A 17,101-nucleotide genomic window follows, 5' to 3' on the forward strand; every position below is an offset into this window, starting at 1 on the left:
AAAAGACAAAGCTGATTCTGTTGGTTCTGGTTACGGTCATGGTTTTCAGTCTTCCCCAATACTGTTCTGCCCAGGGGCTATCTTTGGGAATTAAGGGCGGGCTGAACATGGCCAATTTTACCGGGGCGGATGCCGGGACCAACAGCATGAAAACAGGGTTGGTGGGCGGAGCCTATGCCACCATTGATCTGATGTTCGTTAATATCCAGCCCGAGGTGCTTTTTTCACAAAAAGGGGCCACTTATGAGGTTTTAGGCCTTTCCATCGACCAGAACCTTAATTATGTTGAGATTCCGGTGCTTATTAAATTTCCCCTGGGCAAGATCGTGGTTCCCAGTATATACGTCGGACCATCATTTGGAATGCTAATGAGTGCCGATATTGAAGGCATTGACGTAAAAGATGCGGTGGTGAGCAGTGACCTGGGATTGGTTTTTGGGGTGGATGTGAAAACCCCTATCAAACTTACGGTTGATGCCCGGTATAATTTAGGTCTCCAGACAACGGCAAAAGAATACGAATTTTTGGGTCAGACCTATAATCCAGATGTTAAAAACTCGACAATATCTTTAATGGTTGGTTACGGTCTGTTCTAAAATAAGGAAACATTAAAGCCCCGGCAGAAGCCGGGGCTTTTGAACAATTCATAAACAGGAGTTAACCATGAAAAGACCCATCTTGGTAATATTGATACTGGCATTGTTCTCTGGTTTGTGTTTGGCACAAACGGCATCGTTTGGTATTAAAGGTGGGATGAATATATCTAATATTTACGGCACTGAAGGTGATAGGCCCGATTCCAGGTTTGGTTTTATCGGCGGGGCTTTTTGTGATTTTGATTTTGTCTCTTTTAGCATCCAACCCGAAGTATTGCTTTCTCAAAAAGGATGGAAATATGACAGTGGATGCAGATATAATTATTTTGAAATCCCTGTTTTAATAAAAATACCACTGTCCCAAAAATTCAGGGTCAGTCCATATTTAGGGCCAGCGGTAAGTTTCTTGCTTAATGCAAAAGTTTTTGATTTAGATATGAGCCAATACGTCGTCAGTCCTGATATTGGACTTGTTTTAGGTGCCGAAATAAAAACAAAACATAAAGTTTCTCTGGATATGCGATACACCAGAGGATTGCGCAAGATTATTAAAGATGAACCCCACGAAAGTTATGATATTAAGCACTCTGTTTTTTCTATTATGCTTGGTCTGCATCCGTAATGTGGCTTAAACAGATAAAAAGCCCCGGGGTATCCCCGGGGCTTTTTGTTTGCCAATAATTATTCCATTATTGCCCGAAGAACCATTTTATGGTCCGAAAGATCGCCAAAAGCATGATCCGCTCCGTGGGCCAGCAGTTCTCTTGCGGTACTTCGGGCCGTCCCCACCCCAATGGCTTTGGCTCCCAAATGTTGGCCGCATTTTATATCATGTTCGGTGTCTCCGATGATGACGATCTGCTTCCCCGAGAATTGCTGCCCGGTCATTTCTTGGGCCCGTCTTACGGCAGCATCGGCCAGCTCTTTGCGGATGGAAGAATCATCGGCAAAAGCCCCGAAGGAGAAATACCTCCAAAGATCAAGCGATTCCAGCTTTGCCCGGGCGCCCTTTTGTATGTTGCCGGTCAGCAGGCCCAACAGAACCGGCCGCTCAGTCAGCTCCTCCAACAGATCACGGACCCCGGGATACATTTTTTTATTAGTCTCATTGGGAAGCTCTTTTTTTATTCCTTCGGCATAAATATCAAGGCCCTTTTTCACCAATTCATCATTGCACGATACTCCCGCCGCGGTCATCAATTCCCGGACGATCATGGGGTCGGTCTTGCCGTCAAATATCCAGCCGTCTATCGGTCCGGCGGTGCCGAAGACCTCCATCAGCGCCTGCTTAAAGACCCTTCTGGGTGTGGGCCCGCAATGCACCAGGGTGCCGTCTATGTCGAAAAGGACCAGATGGGTGTATGTGTCCAATCTATTTATTCTTTCCTTATTATAATTATTTTTCTGTCCTTATCGCTCGGTTCCTGCTCCTGGCGCAATTCACCCTCAATTGTCCCCCCCAGTTTATTTATGATTTCCCCGGCCGCTGCTATCTCCTGGCCGGCTTTGCTGGATTTGTAGGCCAGCAGTTTCCCGCCGACCTTCAGGAACGGAAAAGATATCTTCACCAGCTCCTTGAGCTCCGCCACCGCCCGGGCGGTAACGAAATCATAACGATTTAAAAGAGCTATATCCTTTTGGACCGCCTGGGAGTGCTTGGCGATCACCACAACGCCGGACAGTCCCAGCTCGGCGATGGCCAGTTCGATAAACCGGGCTTTCTTTTGGGTGGCCTCCAGGCAGGTCAGTTTTATTTCCGGCAGGCATATCTTCAGCGGGATGCCGGGGAATCCCCCGCCCGACCCCAGGTCCATCACTTCAAGCGTTGATCCCCCGGCTATCAATACCGGAATGGCTGACAGCGAATCCATGGTATGATTGGCCAGCAGGTTGTCTATGTCTCGTCGCGAGATCAGGTTTACTTTGGTGTTCCATTCCTGCACCAGGGTATGAAAGCGTGATAACTTTTCTATCTGCTCCTCGCTCAACGTCACGCCCAAAGTCTGGACGGCCTGGCGCATCTTTTGAATTTCAAGACTGTTAATAATTATCCTCCGGTTAATGGCATACGGATGGCACAGATCATCCGGATTTGCACAGTGTTGTTTTTCAGGGTCATTGCGAGACGACCAAAATACTTTTCTGGCGAAGCAATCTATTTGCCTTGGGCGGCAGGGAAAACGCAACTGTACTCTATTCCCCCAAGACGCATATCACCGCCCACCGTCATCCTGAAATAGACCCGATACTTTTCTAATGAAGGATCTCGGATTCTTCATTGGTAGGGCAATGCGTTATTTTCAGAATGACCTAAAATAAAACCCATATTCATTATACCAAACTTTATTGATAAATTATTAATAAATTTTCTTGATTTTATTGCTGCTAAGTTGTATTCTTATTCTGAAACTACAGGGGAATAAAATGGTAAAACATATCGTAATGTGGACTTTCAAGGATCATGCCGACGGCCGGAGCAAGGATGAAAATCTAAAGCTGGCCGCCCAGATGCTGGCCGGGCTCAAGGACAAGATCGATACGGTGCGCTTTCTGGAGGTGGGGCAGAACATCAACCCCTCCGATGCGGCCTATGATCTGGCGTTATATTCGGAGTTCGATGACCAGGCCGGGCTGGATGTCTATCAAAAACACCCCGAGCACCTTAAGGCCGTGGGATTCTTGGGAAAGGTGCGCCAGCAGCGGGTGGTGGTTGACTATAAGGTTTGAAGAATATGAATATCTTCCAAAACAGACGCTTTCTTTTCTCCGCCATTCTGGGGCAGGACAAGCTCAAGTATGCCTACCTGGCCAATATCGTCAATCCACGAATAGGCGGGTTACTGATCAGCGGGCCCAAGGGTACCGGCAAGAGCACCATCGTCCATTCAGTGGAGTCCATCCTGCCGGAGGGAAAGGCGGTTGATGGCTGCATCTTCAACTGCCACCCGGAAAGGCCCCAGGACTTCTGCTCGCTGTGCCGCGAAAGGCCGGATCATCCGGCTGCCACCCGGAAGATGAGGATAATCAATCTCCCCTTAAGCTGCACCGAGGACCGGCTGATCGGAAGCATCGACATCGAAAAGCTCTTGAAGACCGGCCAGAAGGTTATCCTGCCCGGCATCCTGGGCCAGGCCAACGGCAACATCCTCTACGTGGACGAGGTCAACCTGCTGCCTGACCATCTGGTGGACGATATCCTGGACGCCGCCTCCACCCACTGGAACACCATCGAGCGCGAGGGCATCTCGGTTTCGCATCCGGCCGATTTCGTGCTGGTGGGCACCATGAATCCCGAGGAGGGCGACCTTAGGCCGCAGATCCTGGACCGCTTTCCTTTGTGCGTTAAGATAGAGACCATCAAGGATCCCGCCATCCGCTCCCAGGTGGTGCAGAACAATCTGCTGTTCGAGAACGACCGGGACGCTTTTCATGAAAAGTTCGCCGGACAGGAGGCGGCCACCGGAAAACAGATCATCGCCGCCCGGGAGCTTCTGCCACAAGTGACGGTCTCTCCGGAGCTGATTGATTCAGTGGCCGCCTCCTGCGCCGCCTTAAAGGTAGACGGCCAGCGGCCGGATATCGTGATAATAAAGACCGCCATGACCCTGGCCGCCCTCAACGGGCGCAGCGAGGTCATCTCCGGCGACATTCTGCTGGCCTCAGAGCTGACCCTGATCCACCGCACCCGAGACGGCGGACTGCTGGAGCCGCCAACCACCGATGAAATAATGGATAATTTTAATAAAAATCTGTCCAAGAACAAAGAGCCGCTCCAAAAAACAATGGTCAAGCAGAAGATAGAAGTTGCCGCCGCTGCCCCCTCCGACCAGCAAAGTATAAAAAAAAACAGCAATCCCTAGCTGAAAAATTTCTGGATTTCTCCAAAAAGATCCTCCCCTTTAGGAAAAAGAAAATACCGGTTATCCTTCTTCGCCCCCAGGCTCAGGACAAAGCGGCCCCGGTTTTGTTCCAGGAGCCGCCCGGCACCTTCAATCAGCTGAAAAAAGCCTTCTTTAAATTTCTCAATAAAATAAGCCGCTTAAAATCCAGGACTGTGCGCGGCAGCAAAAAGCGCAAATCTGTCATCAGCGACCGGTCCGGACGCAACATCAAGATCGTCCGCTTCCGGGCCGGGGAGAACACCCTGGCTCCGCTGCAGACGGTGGTCAGTTCCCTGATCGGCGGCAAGTATTCGCTGTCCCGGAAAGAATTCAGCATCGGCCCCGGCGATTTTGTGGGCTGGGAGAAGCTGGAGCGCCAGAGCATGACCCTGGTGCTGCTGGTGGACGTCAGCCGTTCCACCTTCCCCTTCATCAAGATCTTCGCCGAGATCCTGGATTCCCTGACCGGCTACTTCAAACTGCATCAGGACCGCATCGGTCTGATCTCCCTGCAGGGCATGCAGGCCAAGATACTTAACCATCCCACCCATAATTACCGGGTGGTAACCAAAGGACTGATGGCCCTTAAGGTCCAGGGGGAAAGCCCGCTGGCTGATGGCCTGTTAAAGGCCCTGGCCATGGTCCGCCTGGAAAAATTCCGCAAGCCCGGATCCACCAATCTGGTGATCCTGCTCAGCGACGGCTATCCCGAGCCCCTGACCGCCCATTGCCCCGACATCTTCGATGAGCCGGCCTATCGGGAGACCATCCGGGCGGCCTCCCTCTATCGAAAGCAGGCTCTATCGTTGCTGATGATAAATCCCTCCTTCCGCAATCGCGACGAAACAAAATTCATGCCGGGCGAGAAACTGTCCACCATCATCGCCCGGGAGAGCCGGGGGAAACTGATCAAGCTGTTCCGGGATCCCAATCTTGGTTCCGCCGACCGGTACTATCCGCCCACCCGGGGCGAGATCCGGCAGATATTGAACGGCATCGAAGGAATGATGGGAAATAAAACGGGTTCTGAGCGGGAACGCGGCCTGGCGATATAAATATTACTTCTTTCACCGGGGCCGGAGCATATTAAAACTCCGGCCTTTTGTGATATAATGTCTGCCTATGCCGAACAGACATTTAAAAGCGGATATGTGGCTATTGCTGGCCACATTTTTTTGGGGCGTCACCTTTGTGGCGGTCAAGGACGCCATGCTGTATACCTCACCCCTGATCTTTTTGGGGGTGCGGTTTCTGCTGGCCGGGCTGGTGCTGCTGCCGTTCTGTTATAAGGGTTTGAAAAAACTTTCCCGGGAGGGCTGGCGCGACGGAATGCTGATCGGGGTTTTTTTGTTCGCCGGGTTTGCCTTCCAGACCGTGGGGCTGGTTCACACCACCGCCACCCGATCGGCTTTTATCACCGGAATGTGTGTGGTGCTGGTGCCATCGCTCTCGGCAGTGATGCTGAAAACCAAAAGCGACGGCTGGCAGATACTGGGGGTGATCATGGCCGCCTCGGGGCTGTACTTCCTCTCCCGCCCGGAGGCCGGAGGATTTAACAAAGGTGATTATCTGACCGCCCTTTGCGCCGTCAGTTTCGCCGTGGAGGTGGTGTTGGTGCAGAAGTTCACCCAAAAGCACGCGCCCCTGGACATGATCATGGTCCAGGTGATAACCACGGTATTATTATCGGCCATCTTCATAGGCGCTTTGGAAAAACCGCATTGGCAATGGTCACCGAGCCTCCTGCTGGACCTGGCCGTCACCAGTCTGCTGGCAACTGCCGGGGCATTGGTCATCCAGTTCTACTGGCAGAGAAGGACCACCGCCACCAGGGCCGCCATCATCTATACCATGGAGCCCTTGTTTGCGGCGGGTTTCGCCTTTGTGCTTTTCGGCGAGATGCTTCCGATGGCGGGATGGCTGGGGGCGGGAATGATCCTGGCGGGGACGCTCACCGCCGAGCTGGGAAAATAATCTGGGAAATTTATGAAAAAAACATTACTGCTTTTCTTAATGCTTCTGGTGGTGCTCTCCTGGGGAGTAGCCTTTGTGACCATCAAATACCTGCTGGAGGTCCAAAAGATTTCGGCCATGGGGCTTACCGCTCTGCGGTATGTTCCGGCGGCGGCGATAGTCCTGGCAGTAATGCTGGTCTTCTATGGCCCCAAAAGGATGTTGGCGGTCTGGGGTAAAGAGTGGCGGGGTATCTCGCTGTACGGAATTACCGGCGTCCTGGGATATAATCTGGCCCTCAACTTCGGCGAGACCAGAATAGCCGCCGGAACCGCCAGCCTGATGGTCGGCCTCTCTCCCATCTTCACCCTGATCGCTTCAAACCTGGCTCTGCGGGAAAAGATTACCGCCAGAAAATTGTCGGGGATAATCATCTCCTTTATCGGCCTGTTTGCGGTGGTGCGCTGGGGAACCAATGACCCCATCAATTTCAATTATCTGTGGGGGGTGCTGATCACCCTGGGCGCGCCGATATCCTGGACAATTTACAACATAGTGGGAAAACCGGTGGTTAGCCGCGAGGATCCCAATTTGATAACCATGTCGGCCATATTGTGGGGGAGCCTGCCGCTGGTTTTTTTCATTCCTGACAATCTGGCCCAATTACCGGCTCCTGCCTGGTGGGCTCTGGCCTTCCTGACGCTGGTGTGTACCATCTTCGGATTCCTGGTTTGGTCCTGGGCTTTAAAACACACCGAGGCCGCCCGGCTTGGCGCGGTGGTATACCTGATACCGCTGGTAACTGTGATATCGAGCATATTTTTATTGGGGGAGAAATTAACCGCCGGGCTGGTTATAGGAGGATTGATCCTGATAGGCGGCGTGATTTTGGCCGAGACCTGAAAAATATTCTCTTGACCGGGAATATTCCAGACAGTATACTGGTATATATTGTGCTTTTTGCAATTATACCAAAGCCATAAATATTTTAAGGAGAGAAAAATGGTAAGGAATATTTTATGCTTGTTTGCTTTGCTGGCATGGGGAATGGCCGGCGCCGAAAGCGTTGCCGCCAGGATAAGCCCGGCCGGAGGCGCCGGGAACGGGAATATCGTCATTGAAGTCAGGAACGTGAAGGGCATTGCCCAAAAGATCGACCGGATCAATGCCGAATACAGTCCGGTGGTCAAGAACTACAACGAATACACCAACAACCGGACCAAGAAAAGCTCCATAAACCTGAGCCTGCAGATCCCCAAGGAAAAAGCCCTGGGGTTGATCGGCTCATATGCCGAATTGGGCGACGTCCAGTCCAAAAGCTACAGCGAGCACCAGAACTATTACGACCTGGAGAATATCCAAAAAAAGGCGGAGATATTCAGAAGATACCTGGAGAAAATAATCTCCTCGGAAAAACCCGAAGCCGAGATGGTCAAGCTGCTGAGCCAGCAGATCGAATCGCTGGAGAACCAGCTGCGGAGCGCTACCCAGCAGGACAGCACCCAGGCCATGATACAGGTGTCCATCAAGGAGAGGGGCTATGATAATAACTCTTCCGGGCAGGCGAACCTAAAGGATAAATATTTGTTGATACTCCTCTCGGCATTTTTGGCGCTACTGCTCTTCTTTTTGGGATTATTGACCGGCTGGATAAGATGCCGGAAGAAAGCAATGACCGATCCCAATGGGTGAATGGTATGTTTAAACATATTATCATAATCTTACTACATGTTATTTCCAGCATGGCTGCCGCTTATATGGAACCCCCAAGGTATTCATATATCATTACATCTAATGCATCATCACTTGATACGGTAACTATTAAAACAAGCAAATCGTACTTTAAGATGTTTTATGATACAACCGAAAGTTGGTTTGGTGAGAACGGACATGGATATGCATATCGTATTGATAACACCGGAAAGGAAAATGTTCTTTGGAGAGTCAATGGTTGGTATTCTTTTAATACGTATATATCAGATGACGGGGAACATCTAATACGTTTAGGGAATTTGCCAAGTGGCAAAGAACCAAAACTCGAAGATCTGGGTATCGCATTTTATAAAAAGGGTGTTTTATTAAAAAGGTATAGCACCAAAGATTTATTATCAGCAACGCCGGCCAAATCTTTTTTTCCGCACTATAGATTTCTTTATTCTATAAACGGGATATTGCTATGGCCTAAGGATAATTTATTTTCAATAATTACGACAGATTATCATGAGCATGTGTTTGACATAAGAACAGGCAATAAAATAGCGTACAGCTTTAAAAGAAATCTCTACATAAGAGATAAAATACGACAGGCAAGAGAGAATTTTTTATTTGATTTAAGATCCATGAATAATGATATAAAGCAGACCCTAAGATTTTTCAAAGAATTGTTCACCATAAGACCATAATTAAGTAAAAAACCAAAAGGCCTCCATCAAGGAGGCCTTTTGGTTTTTAAGATCAGGGAAATAATTTAAAAGCCAAAGCAGATAGCGAACGATCCGACGAGGAACAGGTTGTTGGCATCCATCGGTCCGGAGTTGGGATCATTGTTGGCCATGAATCCGGCTTTTCCTTCTGCTTGCAGTCCGATGCCGGGCTTAAGATTAAACCGTACACCCGGTCCGATTGCGATGAACGGGCTATTGGATTCGTAAAGGATGGCGTCACTGTACTGGTTCTTCCACATGATGGCTCCGGCCTCGGCTGTCAAATAAGGAGTGACTGCGGCTCCCGGAGCAAAGGTGTATTTTACAAAAGCTCCGGCTAATGTCATGCTGGTCAGGTATTCATTTGGAATTTCAGTAACATCCCTGGCGCCCACTTCACTATATCCGCCCAAGATACCAAGACTGTATTTTTCGTTTATGTTATAAGCTGCCTTGGCCCCAGCGATAAAACCGATAGCACTAAAGTCCATATCTCCTCCTAGCAGCTTAATACCGGCTCCGAATGGCTGCAGCTCATAACGCTTTAATGGCGAAGAGACCACACTGAAAGCCACCGAGGTGATATTCCCGGCCCGGTCTGTGGAGGTTATCATTATATTATTTATGCCCGGAGTTAACTTTACCTGTTGGGCAAAACCCCCATCTTGGGCCGTGGCGACAGCCAGTCCATTAATAGTGATCAAAGCTTTTAAATCGGTCTGGCCGGTTACCAGAGTCATGTTGCTGTTGATCTTCTGTTCCGATTTGGGGCTTAGGATATCCAGCCGGGGATTATCAAGCTTGCGGGACAGATTAAGCACCCGGCTTGGCCAGGGCTGTCCCTCAAATCCGATAGAATCTATGGCGGTAAGGGACCAGTAGATTTTGTCGGTCTTGGGCGGAACCATTTTAAAGCTGTCGGTTGACACCACAGCGTCAGCCAGGACCTCGTTCTGATCAACGTCCTGCCAGACCAGGAGGTGGGCCTTAATATCAGCCGGTTTGCTCCAATGATAGGTGATAGAACGGGTCCGGTCCGGGTTATAAAAGAAAGTATCATTAGCCGCTGGGGATTTGGGGAACGGCGGGGCCGGCAGATCCACCAGGGGTTCCGGCTGTTGTCCGTGCCGGCAACGACACCCCTTGCCCGAAGGTACCTCCTTCTCTATGGAGCCGGCTATCTGCCCCTGCCAGGATACGCTGTTCTCCCATACCGAGAGCAGGGCGGTCCTGTCCGGCCGATGTTCCACAATAAATTCCGTGCCGCGGATGCCGGCTACTGCGGTGGGGGTGGCCACAAAAAAACGATCCTTGCTGTTCCGTAGCTTTGCCACCTTGGAGAGGGTGCGACCCATCAAAAGCTTCAGCTCGGTATCTCCGGCCCCCTCCTTCTCGTCCCAGGCCTGTTTGGTGATTACAATATCCGACCTGGGAAGCACCTTGATCCTGGTTCCGTTGTCGAAGGTGATCTCGGCCCGGCCCAGAGAATCGGTCACTACCTCATCCTGAATGGTGAGCACCTGGTCCAACACCGCCGATTGCCAGCTGCTGATACCCTGCTTGCGGGTAAAAACATTGCCCTGGATATATGTCAAGCGAGCCGTTCTGATCTTAGAAAGGATGGTGATCTCCACCCGGCGGTTTTTAGCCCGGTATTCGGCAGTCAGATTGGGAACCAGCGGAAACAGTTCGCCGTAGCCCTTAGCTACCAGCCGAGAGGCCGGAATACGGTGCCGCGATATCAGACGCCTTCTGACGGCTTCGGCCCGTTGCCGGGAAAGACGCTGGTTGACTCTGGCGCCGCCGACATTGTCGGTGTGCCCGGCAACCTCTATTTTGGCTCCGGAGTTCTTTAAGAATTCCGCCAGGGAGTCCAGGGCTGGGTAGGTCTTGGGATCTATACTGGCCCGCCCGGTTCGGAACTGGATGTTGGAGAATTCAAATTTGATGGCTTGTCCCCAGACCTGGCAGAAAGAAAACAGGATCAGCGCCGGCAGGATTATTTTTTTCATAATAGAGGCCCCCTAATTATTACTTGACCGAATATATCAATATTACAGGAAAATATAAAAAATATCAAGGTTAAATTAACCGCAGGCCGTTTTGGTTTTTTTCAGATGGATCATCAGCATACTAATATCGGCCGGCGAAACCCCGGAAATCCTCGAGGCCTGGCCCAAGCTGAGGGGTCTAAGCCTCTGTAGTTTCTGGCGGGCTTCGTTGGAGAGACCATAGACCATTGTATAATCAAATTCGTTTGACAGCACCATATTTTCCAGCCCCCTCATCTTCAGAGCCTCGTCCTGCTGGCGTTTGGCGTATCCGCCGTATTTGAGCTCCAGCGCTACCTTTTCGAAAACCGCCCGGTCGTAATCGGGACGGTACTGGTCCAGCGGCAGGAGATTATCATAGGTCACCTCAGGGCGTTTCAATAATTCGGCCAGGCTGGCTGGCTGGCTGATGGGCGAGGTTCCCAGCCTTTCAAGAATATCATTGGCATCCGACGGCAGGGCTTTTTCCAAGCGAAGACGCTGGATCTCAGCCTCCATCCTGCTTTGGGTTTTTTGGAAATCGGCCCATCTATCCTCGGCGATAAGGCCCAGGCTATAGCCATAAGCCAACAGCCGCTGATCGGCGTTGTCCTGACGCAGCAGCAGCCGGTATTCGGCCCGGGAGGTGAACATCCGGTATGGCTCCTCGGTTCCCTTGGTGACCAGGTCATCTATCAAAACGCCGATATAGGCCTGGTCCCTCCGCAGAATGAAGGGCTCGTTACCCAAAATCTTTTGAGCAGCATTGATCCCGGCCATTAGGCCCTGGGCCGCGGCCTCTTCGTATCCCGAAGTGCCGTTGATCTGCCCGGCGAGGTACAGCCCGGATACCAGCTTGACCTCAAGGGTGGGATATAGCTGGGTGGGAAAAACAAAATCATATTCTATGGCGTATCCCGGCCGGGTTATTTTAGCATTCTCCAGGCCTTTTATGGAACGGATCATTTCCTCCTGGACCTCCTCGGGCAGCGAGGAGGAGACGCCGTTAAGATAAAGTTCAGTAGTCTTGAGGCCCTCGGGCTCGATAAAAACCTGATGCCCCTCGCGCTGGGAGAAGCGGACCACTTTGTCCTCAATAGAGGGACAATATCTGGGGCCGATGCCTGTTATCCGACCGGAGTAAAGGGCCGAGCGGGAAAGATTATCCCGGATGATCTGGTGGGTTGCCGGATTGGTGTAGGTAAGGTAGCAGGGAAGTTGGGGCAGCGTTGGCCAGATCCTTCTTTTCTGATTTGTGCGCGGATTGATGATCTCGTAAACCTTGGTCTGCAGAGAGAAGGGAAGCGGGTCGGGGTCGCCGGGCTGTTCGGACATTGCAGAAAAATCTACGCTTTGAGAATTAACCCGGGCCGGGGTTCCTGTCTTCAGGCGGCCCATTTCCAGCCCGCACATTTTAAGTGAATCTGATAATTTCTGAGCCGGGAATTCCCCGGCCCGGCCGGCCGGGAATGACTTATCTCCGATATGGATCAGCCCGTTAAGAAAAGTGCCGGTGGCCACGATCACGGCCTTGGCGAAAAATTCCTGGCCGCTTTCGGTCCGTACCCCGGCCGCATATTTTTTACCGTTCCGTTCCTTTATTATAATATCATCAATCAAGGCCTGCCGGAGCCCCAAATTTGGCAGGTTCTCTAGAAGATGCTTGGCTTCGGCCGAATAAAGCGAGCGGTCACATTGAGCCCGGAGAGACCAGACTGCCGGCCCCTTGCCCGTATTCAGCATCCGGAACTGTATCCCCGATAAATCGGCCAGCCGGCCCATGGCGCCGCCCAGAGCATCGATCTCCTTTACCAGATGGCTTTTAGCCAGTCCTCCGATGGACGGGTTGCATGACATCCAGCCGATACGGTCCAGGGTGATGCTGAATAGAGCGGTGTTCAGTCCCATGCCGGAACAAACCACCGATGCCTCTATACCGGCATGGCCGCCTCCGATGATTATGATATCAAATGTGGTAGTCATAAAAACAAATATATTTATAAGACAATGGAACGCAATACGTTAGTAATTACAAAGAAATATCTTGTCAGTAAATGAACCATGATAGCATATTGGTTGTCTAATATCAATATTAATGTTATAATTATGTCTGGGAACCTTATTAATAGTGGATAGCTCTAATGTAATATAACCAAACAAGAACGGGTGATCAAATCGCAATTTATAAGGAGGTCCAAAAATGAAGAAGAGTATTATGCTTTTGCTGCCGGTTTTGATTTTTTCTCTGGCCTTGACCACATTGGCCTTGGCTGAAGAGGGCGATAGCCTGAAGGTGAAAAACGAGATCAAAACCAAAAACCAGGGCGAGGAAACCCAGTTAAGGGTTCGCACCGAGGAGGGGCAAAAGGGACAGGGCGAGATGACTCAGACCAGAACCCGGGCGGAAAAGAAACTGGCTGAGGGCGATTCTGCCAATGTAAAGGAACAAAATAAGGTTCGCACCCAGAACAAAGGTGAAGATCAGAAGATCCGCACCCGCACAGAGGAAGGCGACAAGGGCCAGGGGGAGATGACTCAGACCAGATACCGGGATGAGGATGGGGATGGTATTTCCGATTCCACCCAGACCAAGGAACAAACCAGAACCCGCACCCGTACCCAGGCAAAGGACGGCAAAAGCGAAGACATGACCCCCAAAGGCGGAGCCAATGGCAAGAAGGGCAGCGGCACAACCACCGGCCGGGGCCAGTAGGGTAGCACTTAATAATGAAGCGCAGGTACATAATTTGCCTGCGCTTCTCTTGCTTTGTGACATCATATTAAGGAAGATGAATCATGAGGAATTTAAAATTCTATGTTACCGGGATAATTACAATATTTTTATCAGGAACATTATTGGCCCAGATCAAAGGGAGCGTCGGAGTGAACGGCGAATATGACAGCAATGCCTATAACGATTCCTACGGCGGAGGCAGCGTGGTCGGCACCGCCCGACTGGACCTTACCACCGACATTGACCTGAAATTGGCCGGGATGATTCTGGGAGCTGATTACTCCGGCAGCTACAGCGCCTATCTCAGCTATCTGGGCATCAATCAAAACGACCATTTTCTAAAAATGATCCTGTGGCGGGGTTTGGGAAAAGATGGATTTGTTGGCTTGGGGGCCACATACGGCTTCCAGTTGAATGCTGCGGATCGCTCAGCTTACGACACCAACAATTCCAAAGTTATCGGTGAGGCAAAAATATATCTTGCTCAACCAGTGTTGCTTAAAACGGATGGAGCCTTAGGGAGATACCAATACAAGAATTTGCCAAAATATAACTTTGACCAGTCAATAGCAAATCTGTCGTTAAATTTATTTCTTCCCACCCGAACAGGGCTGGCTGTTTTGGCAGGGTATAAAAAGTACGATTTCTCTCCATTGCCGGCCGACAGTCAAGTTCCAGTGAATATTATAAACCTGTCTCCAGGATGCCGGGCAAGCCAGGGATTCGGATCAAATGTCGGGCTATCTCTGGAATACTTATATTTAACAAACGAGGTTACCACCACCAATTCATATTATATGCCCGATACTTTATTGAACGAGGTAAATGAATATTTTGATTATTCCGGTGGTCGGGTAGAGGCAAAAATAACCTTAAAACTTAATCCCGTCGGAAAGTTGACCCTGTGGAGCAATTATACCAGCAGAAGCTATACCCAGCTTAATGCCTTTAGCCTTCCGGCAGCAGACAACGCCAGCATTCTGACCAGACAAAACCTGGGCGTTGCCAGATTGGACCAAGAAACCATTGTGGGAATAGACTACACTGCTCCGTTATCAGAAGGTGCAAACGGCATAGACTTGGGGGTGGGGGTTAATTATATCAATAATTCATCCAATGATGAACTTTATAATTATAAGAAACTTCTGGCATATGCCGGGTTCAATTATAATTTTTAAAAGGATACAGCGATGAGAAAAAACAAGAAACTGCTGGGCGAAATAATGATGACCCATGGGTTCATATCGGTGGAACACATAATCCAAGCCAGATATAAACAGGTCAACGATTCTTCAAAAAAGATCGGCGAGTGCCTGGTTGAGATGGGGTGCATTAATCGACAACAACTGGCGTATGCCATAAAGAAGCAAAACATAGAGCAAAGATAAACATAACCCCCATGAAACGGAATGTTTCACGTGAAACATTCCGAAGAGAATACAAATCATTGCTACCCAACTCTCCTGCGATTTTGACCGCAGGGGAGTTATTGTTTCACGTGAAACACCCCCCGCCATACCGAGACCCAAAAGCGCCAGCACCAAGCCTCACATAACACTATGTTTATATAGCTTATGGGTTATTACTCTTTTGATAGACTTGCGGTTGATGCCTGTGAACTAATTTTATCGTTGACTTTTTTAATCGAGGGATTTACAATATCTATTGGCTATCATTGCCTCAAAACAATAATCTATTAAATATAAGGAGGAGGTTATGAGAATGGGTTTTGTATTTACCGGGGTGTTTTGGGGTGTGGTGCTTATCCTGATAGGTTTGGGCGTGATCATCAATGTGGTCTTCGGGATAAGGATACCCATCTTCAGGACCATATTTGCCCTGTTCCTGATCTATCTTGGCATTCAGATGCTTACCGGGATCTCTTTTTGGAGCAAAAGCAAAAAATCGGCGGTATTCGAGGAAAAGACCATTGAGGTCACTACGGCTTCCGACAAATACGATGTGGTTTTCGGCAAGGGGGAGATCGATCTTTCAGGCATCGAGCTTAAGGATCAGAATGTGAGGGTGGATATCAACACCGTCTTCGGCGGGTCGGTGATAAAGATCGATCCCGCTATTCCCACCAAGATTGTCGCCAGTTCGGCCTTTGGCGGGGCTCATTTGCCGGACGGCAATGTGGTGGCCTTCGGCCAATACACCTACAAAACGGAGAATTTCAAAAACGCGGAGAAGCATCTATTGGTCCATGCTTCGGTGGTGTTTGGCGGCATGGAATTCGTCACAAAACAATAAGCTTGTTTTTAAAAAGCATCACCATAAATATTTACTTGAAATATTTCTCATCATCTGGTAATCTATGGTATGGATCTACTGCATTAATTAAACGGGAGTAGGTGATGGATATCAAAAAGACGCTTTTAACCGACGATAAATTAAAACCGTTGTTTCAGGACCCCCTTAAACTGGTTTTCGGACGTACCTTTACCGATTATATGTTCACCATGGAACATGCCACGGAAAAGGGTTGGCACAATGCCGAGATAAAACCATATCAGTCCTTGATGCTTGACCCTGCGGCCAACGTTCTTCACTATAGCCAGGAGGTTTTCGAAGGACAGAAAGCCTACAAATCCCCAAAGGACGAAATCCTGCTATTCCGACCACAGGAAAATGCCAGGCGCATAAACCACTCCCTTAAAAGAATGTGCATGCCGGAGATTCCCGAAGAGATTTTTTTACAGGCCGAATGCGAATTACTAAAGCTTGAGGAACGGTGGATACCCAAGGCAGTGGGGGCCTCTTTATATATCCGCCCGGCGGTCATCGGCACTGAAGCGGCCCTAGGGGTCAAGCCGTCCGACAGGTACCTGTTCTTCATAATCCTCTCCCCGGTGGGGCCGTATTTTCAGGAGGGTTTCAATCCGGTGGGGCTTTGGGTCAGCGACAGCTATACCCGGGTCGCCCAGGGCGGCACCGGCGAGGCCAAGACCGGCGGGAATTATGCCGGCACCCTGTTGGCTTCCAAAATTGCCAGGGACAAGGGTTGCAGTCAGGTCCTGTGGCTGGATGCTGTGGAGCACAAGTATATCGAAGAAGTGGGAGCCATGAATATTTTCTTCATAATTGACAGCAAGCTGGTCACCCCGAAACTCTCTGGCAGTATTCTGCAGGGCATTACCCGCAAATCGGTACTTCAGATAGCCGAAGACCTGGGAATCGTTCCCGAGGAACGGCAGATCTCGATCGACGAGATGATAGAGGGCATCGAGAGTAAAAAAGTTACTGAGGCTTTTGGGGCCGGCACCGCGGCGGTGATAAGCCCGGTGGGCAGGATCAATTATAAGGATAAAGAATATGTCATCTCACAAGAGACCGGGCCTTGGGCTAAAAAATTCTTTGATACCCTGACCGGAATACAGTATGGGGAGAAAGAGGATAAATACGGCTGGGTTTACAGGGTTAAATAACCGGGTTGCCCTATCCAAGGCGAAGACCTTATGGTCTTCGCCTTGACTTTTAAGAG

General features: G+C 50.0%; 18 protein-coding genes. 14 read left to right on the top strand and 4 right to left on the bottom strand.

From position 1 onward, the window contains the following. The coding region (locus tag KJ869_07685) for a PorT family protein (GenBank protein ID MBU1577071.1) at window positions 1-596 on the top strand (596 nt) is incomplete at its 5' end. A gap of 67 nt (window positions 597-663) precedes the next feature. Further along, window positions 664-1,218, top strand: coding sequence for a PorT family protein (locus tag KJ869_07690; protein MBU1577072.1), 555 nt, complete (start codon window positions 664-666; stop codon window positions 1,216-1,218). 59 nt (window positions 1,219-1,277) lie between these two features. On the opposite strand, the gene KJ869_07695 is transcribed toward KJ869_07690, so the two are convergent. Together KJ869_07695 and rsmG are read right to left on the bottom strand one after the other, a co-directional pair. Then, window positions 1,278-1,967: an HAD hydrolase-like protein gene (locus KJ869_07695; protein ID MBU1577073.1), complete on the bottom strand. Its 690-nt coding sequence runs from the start codon at window positions 1,965-1,967 to the stop codon at window positions 1,278-1,280. A 5-nt stretch (window positions 1,968-1,972) separates the two neighbouring features. After that, the gene (rsmG, locus tag KJ869_07700; protein MBU1577074.1) at window positions 1,973-2,617 is read right to left on the bottom strand and encodes a 16S rRNA (guanine(527)-N(7))-methyltransferase RsmG; all 645 of its coding nucleotides are present in this window, start codon (window positions 2,615-2,617) and stop codon (window positions 1,973-1,975) included. Between the two features lie 403 nt (window positions 2,618-3,020). On the opposite strand from rsmG, the gene KJ869_07705 reads away from it, so the two are divergent. The 7 genes from KJ869_07705 (at window position 3,021) to KJ869_07735 (ending at window position 8,832) form a co-directional block, all read left to right on the top strand. After that, window positions 3,021-3,323 (top strand): Dabb family protein, encoded by a 303-nt coding sequence (locus KJ869_07705; GenBank protein MBU1577075.1) that lies wholly within the window; start codon window positions 3,021-3,023, stop codon window positions 3,321-3,323. Between the two features lie 5 nt (window positions 3,324-3,328). Then, window positions 3,329-4,456, top strand: a complete 1,128-nt coding sequence (locus KJ869_07710; protein ID MBU1577076.1) for an ATP-binding protein — start codon at window positions 3,329-3,331, stop codon at window positions 4,454-4,456. Between the two features lie 104 nt (window positions 4,457-4,560). Then, entirely contained in the window at window positions 4,561-5,532 is a 972-nt protein-coding gene (locus KJ869_07715) for a VWA domain-containing protein (protein MBU1577077.1), read from the top strand. Between the two features lie 67 nt (window positions 5,533-5,599). Continuing rightward, window positions 5,600-6,451 (top strand): DMT family transporter, encoded by an 852-nt coding sequence (locus KJ869_07720; GenBank protein ID MBU1577078.1) that lies wholly within the window; start codon window positions 5,600-5,602, stop codon window positions 6,449-6,451. A gap of 12 nt (window positions 6,452-6,463) precedes the next feature. Continuing rightward, window positions 6,464-7,333 (top strand): DMT family transporter, encoded by an 870-nt coding sequence (locus KJ869_07725; protein MBU1577079.1) that lies wholly within the window; start codon window positions 6,464-6,466, stop codon window positions 7,331-7,333. Between the two features lie 99 nt (window positions 7,334-7,432). Continuing rightward, window positions 7,433-8,122, top strand: coding sequence for a DUF4349 domain-containing protein (locus tag KJ869_07730; GenBank protein MBU1577080.1), 690 nt, complete (start codon window positions 7,433-7,435; stop codon window positions 8,120-8,122). A 5-nt stretch (window positions 8,123-8,127) separates the two neighbouring features. After that, window positions 8,128-8,832 carry a hypothetical protein gene (locus KJ869_07735; GenBank protein MBU1577081.1) on the top strand — a complete coding sequence of 235 codons (705 nt, stop codon included), beginning with the start codon at window positions 8,128-8,130 and terminating at the stop codon, window positions 8,830-8,832. 65 nt (window positions 8,833-8,897) lie between these two features. Here KJ869_07735 and KJ869_07740 read toward each other — a convergent pair whose 3' ends face one another. After that, complete coding sequence (locus KJ869_07740) at window positions 8,898-10,865, bottom strand: OmpA family protein (GenBank protein MBU1577082.1); 1,968 nt, start codon at window positions 10,863-10,865, stop codon at window positions 8,898-8,900. Window positions 10,866-10,940: 75 nt separating this feature from the next. After that, window positions 10,941-12,866: a tRNA uridine-5-carboxymethylaminomethyl(34) synthesis enzyme MnmG gene (gene mnmG, locus KJ869_07745; GenBank protein ID MBU1577083.1), complete on the bottom strand. Its 1,926-nt coding sequence runs from the start codon at window positions 12,864-12,866 to the stop codon at window positions 10,941-10,943. A 217-nt stretch (window positions 12,867-13,083) separates the two neighbouring features. Between mnmG and KJ869_07750 the strand changes: the two genes are divergently transcribed. The 5 genes from KJ869_07750 to KJ869_07770 all read left to right on the top strand — a co-directional run bounded on the left by KJ869_07750 (window position 13,084) and on the right by KJ869_07770 (window position 17,045). Further along, window positions 13,084-13,596: a hypothetical protein gene (locus KJ869_07750; GenBank protein ID MBU1577084.1), complete on the top strand. Its 513-nt coding sequence runs from the start codon at window positions 13,084-13,086 to the stop codon at window positions 13,594-13,596. A gap of 83 nt (window positions 13,597-13,679) precedes the next feature. Continuing rightward, a complete protein-coding gene (locus KJ869_07755) occupies window positions 13,680-14,795 on the top strand; it encodes a hypothetical protein (protein MBU1577085.1) in 1,116 nt (371 codons plus the stop codon). A gap of 12 nt (window positions 14,796-14,807) precedes the next feature. After that, the gene (locus tag KJ869_07760) at window positions 14,808-15,005 is read left to right on the top strand and encodes a hypothetical protein (protein ID MBU1577086.1); all 198 of its coding nucleotides are present in this window, start codon (window positions 14,808-14,810) and stop codon (window positions 15,003-15,005) included. Window positions 15,006-15,339: 334 nt separating this feature from the next. Next, window positions 15,340-15,870: a cell wall-active antibiotics response protein gene (locus KJ869_07765; protein MBU1577087.1), complete on the top strand. Its 531-nt coding sequence runs from the start codon at window positions 15,340-15,342 to the stop codon at window positions 15,868-15,870. 104 nt (window positions 15,871-15,974) lie between these two features. Beyond that, window positions 15,975-17,045 carry a branched-chain amino acid aminotransferase gene (locus KJ869_07770; GenBank protein MBU1577088.1) on the top strand — a complete coding sequence of 357 codons (1,071 nt, stop codon included), beginning with the start codon at window positions 15,975-15,977 and terminating at the stop codon, window positions 17,043-17,045. Window positions 17,046-17,101 lie beyond the last annotated feature (56 nt).

Source organism: Candidatus Edwardsbacteria bacterium (genome assembly GCA_018821925.1).
Classification (GTDB): domain Bacteria; phylum Edwardsbacteria; class AC1; order AC1; family EtOH8; genus UBA2226.

Bases quoted from the DNA above. Each gene is read 5' to 3' on its own strand.
- KJ869_07705 (MBU1577075.1), top strand. From the start codon at position 3,021: ATGGTAAAACATATCGTAATGTGGACTTTCAAGGATCATGCCGACGGC.
- KJ869_07760 (MBU1577086.1), top strand. From the start codon at position 14,808: ATGAGAAAAAACAAGAAACTGCTGGGCGAAATAATGATGACCCATGGG.
- KJ869_07740 (MBU1577082.1), bottom strand. From the start codon at position 10,865: ATGAAAAAAATAATCCTGCCGGCGCTGATCCTGTTTTCTTTCTGCCAG.
- KJ869_07710 (MBU1577076.1), top strand. From the start codon at position 3,329: ATGAATATCTTCCAAAACAGACGCTTTCTTTTCTCCGCCATTCTGGGG.
- rsmG (MBU1577074.1), bottom strand. From the start codon at position 2,617: ATGCGCCAGGCCGTCCAGACTTTGGGCGTGACGTTGAGCGAGGAGCAG.
- KJ869_07730 (MBU1577080.1), top strand. From the start codon at position 7,433: ATGGTAAGGAATATTTTATGCTTGTTTGCTTTGCTGGCATGGGGAATG.
- KJ869_07750 (MBU1577084.1), top strand. From the start codon at position 13,084: ATGAAGAAGAGTATTATGCTTTTGCTGCCGGTTTTGATTTTTTCTCTG.
- mnmG (MBU1577083.1), bottom strand. From the start codon at position 12,866: ATGACTACCACATTTGATATCATAATCATCGGAGGCGGCCATGCCGGT.
- KJ869_07735 (MBU1577081.1), top strand. From the start codon at position 8,128: ATGTTTAAACATATTATCATAATCTTACTACATGTTATTTCCAGCATG.
- KJ869_07765 (MBU1577087.1), top strand. From the start codon at position 15,340: ATGGGTTTTGTATTTACCGGGGTGTTTTGGGGTGTGGTGCTTATCCTG.
- KJ869_07720 (MBU1577078.1), top strand. From the start codon at position 5,600: ATGCCGAACAGACATTTAAAAGCGGATATGTGGCTATTGCTGGCCACA.
- KJ869_07770 (MBU1577088.1), top strand. From the start codon at position 15,975: ATGGATATCAAAAAGACGCTTTTAACCGACGATAAATTAAAACCGTTG.
- KJ869_07690 (MBU1577072.1), top strand. From the start codon at position 664: ATGAAAAGACCCATCTTGGTAATATTGATACTGGCATTGTTCTCTGGT.
- KJ869_07725 (MBU1577079.1), top strand. From the start codon at position 6,464: ATGAAAAAAACATTACTGCTTTTCTTAATGCTTCTGGTGGTGCTCTCC.
- KJ869_07755 (MBU1577085.1), top strand. From the start codon at position 13,680: ATGAGGAATTTAAAATTCTATGTTACCGGGATAATTACAATATTTTTA.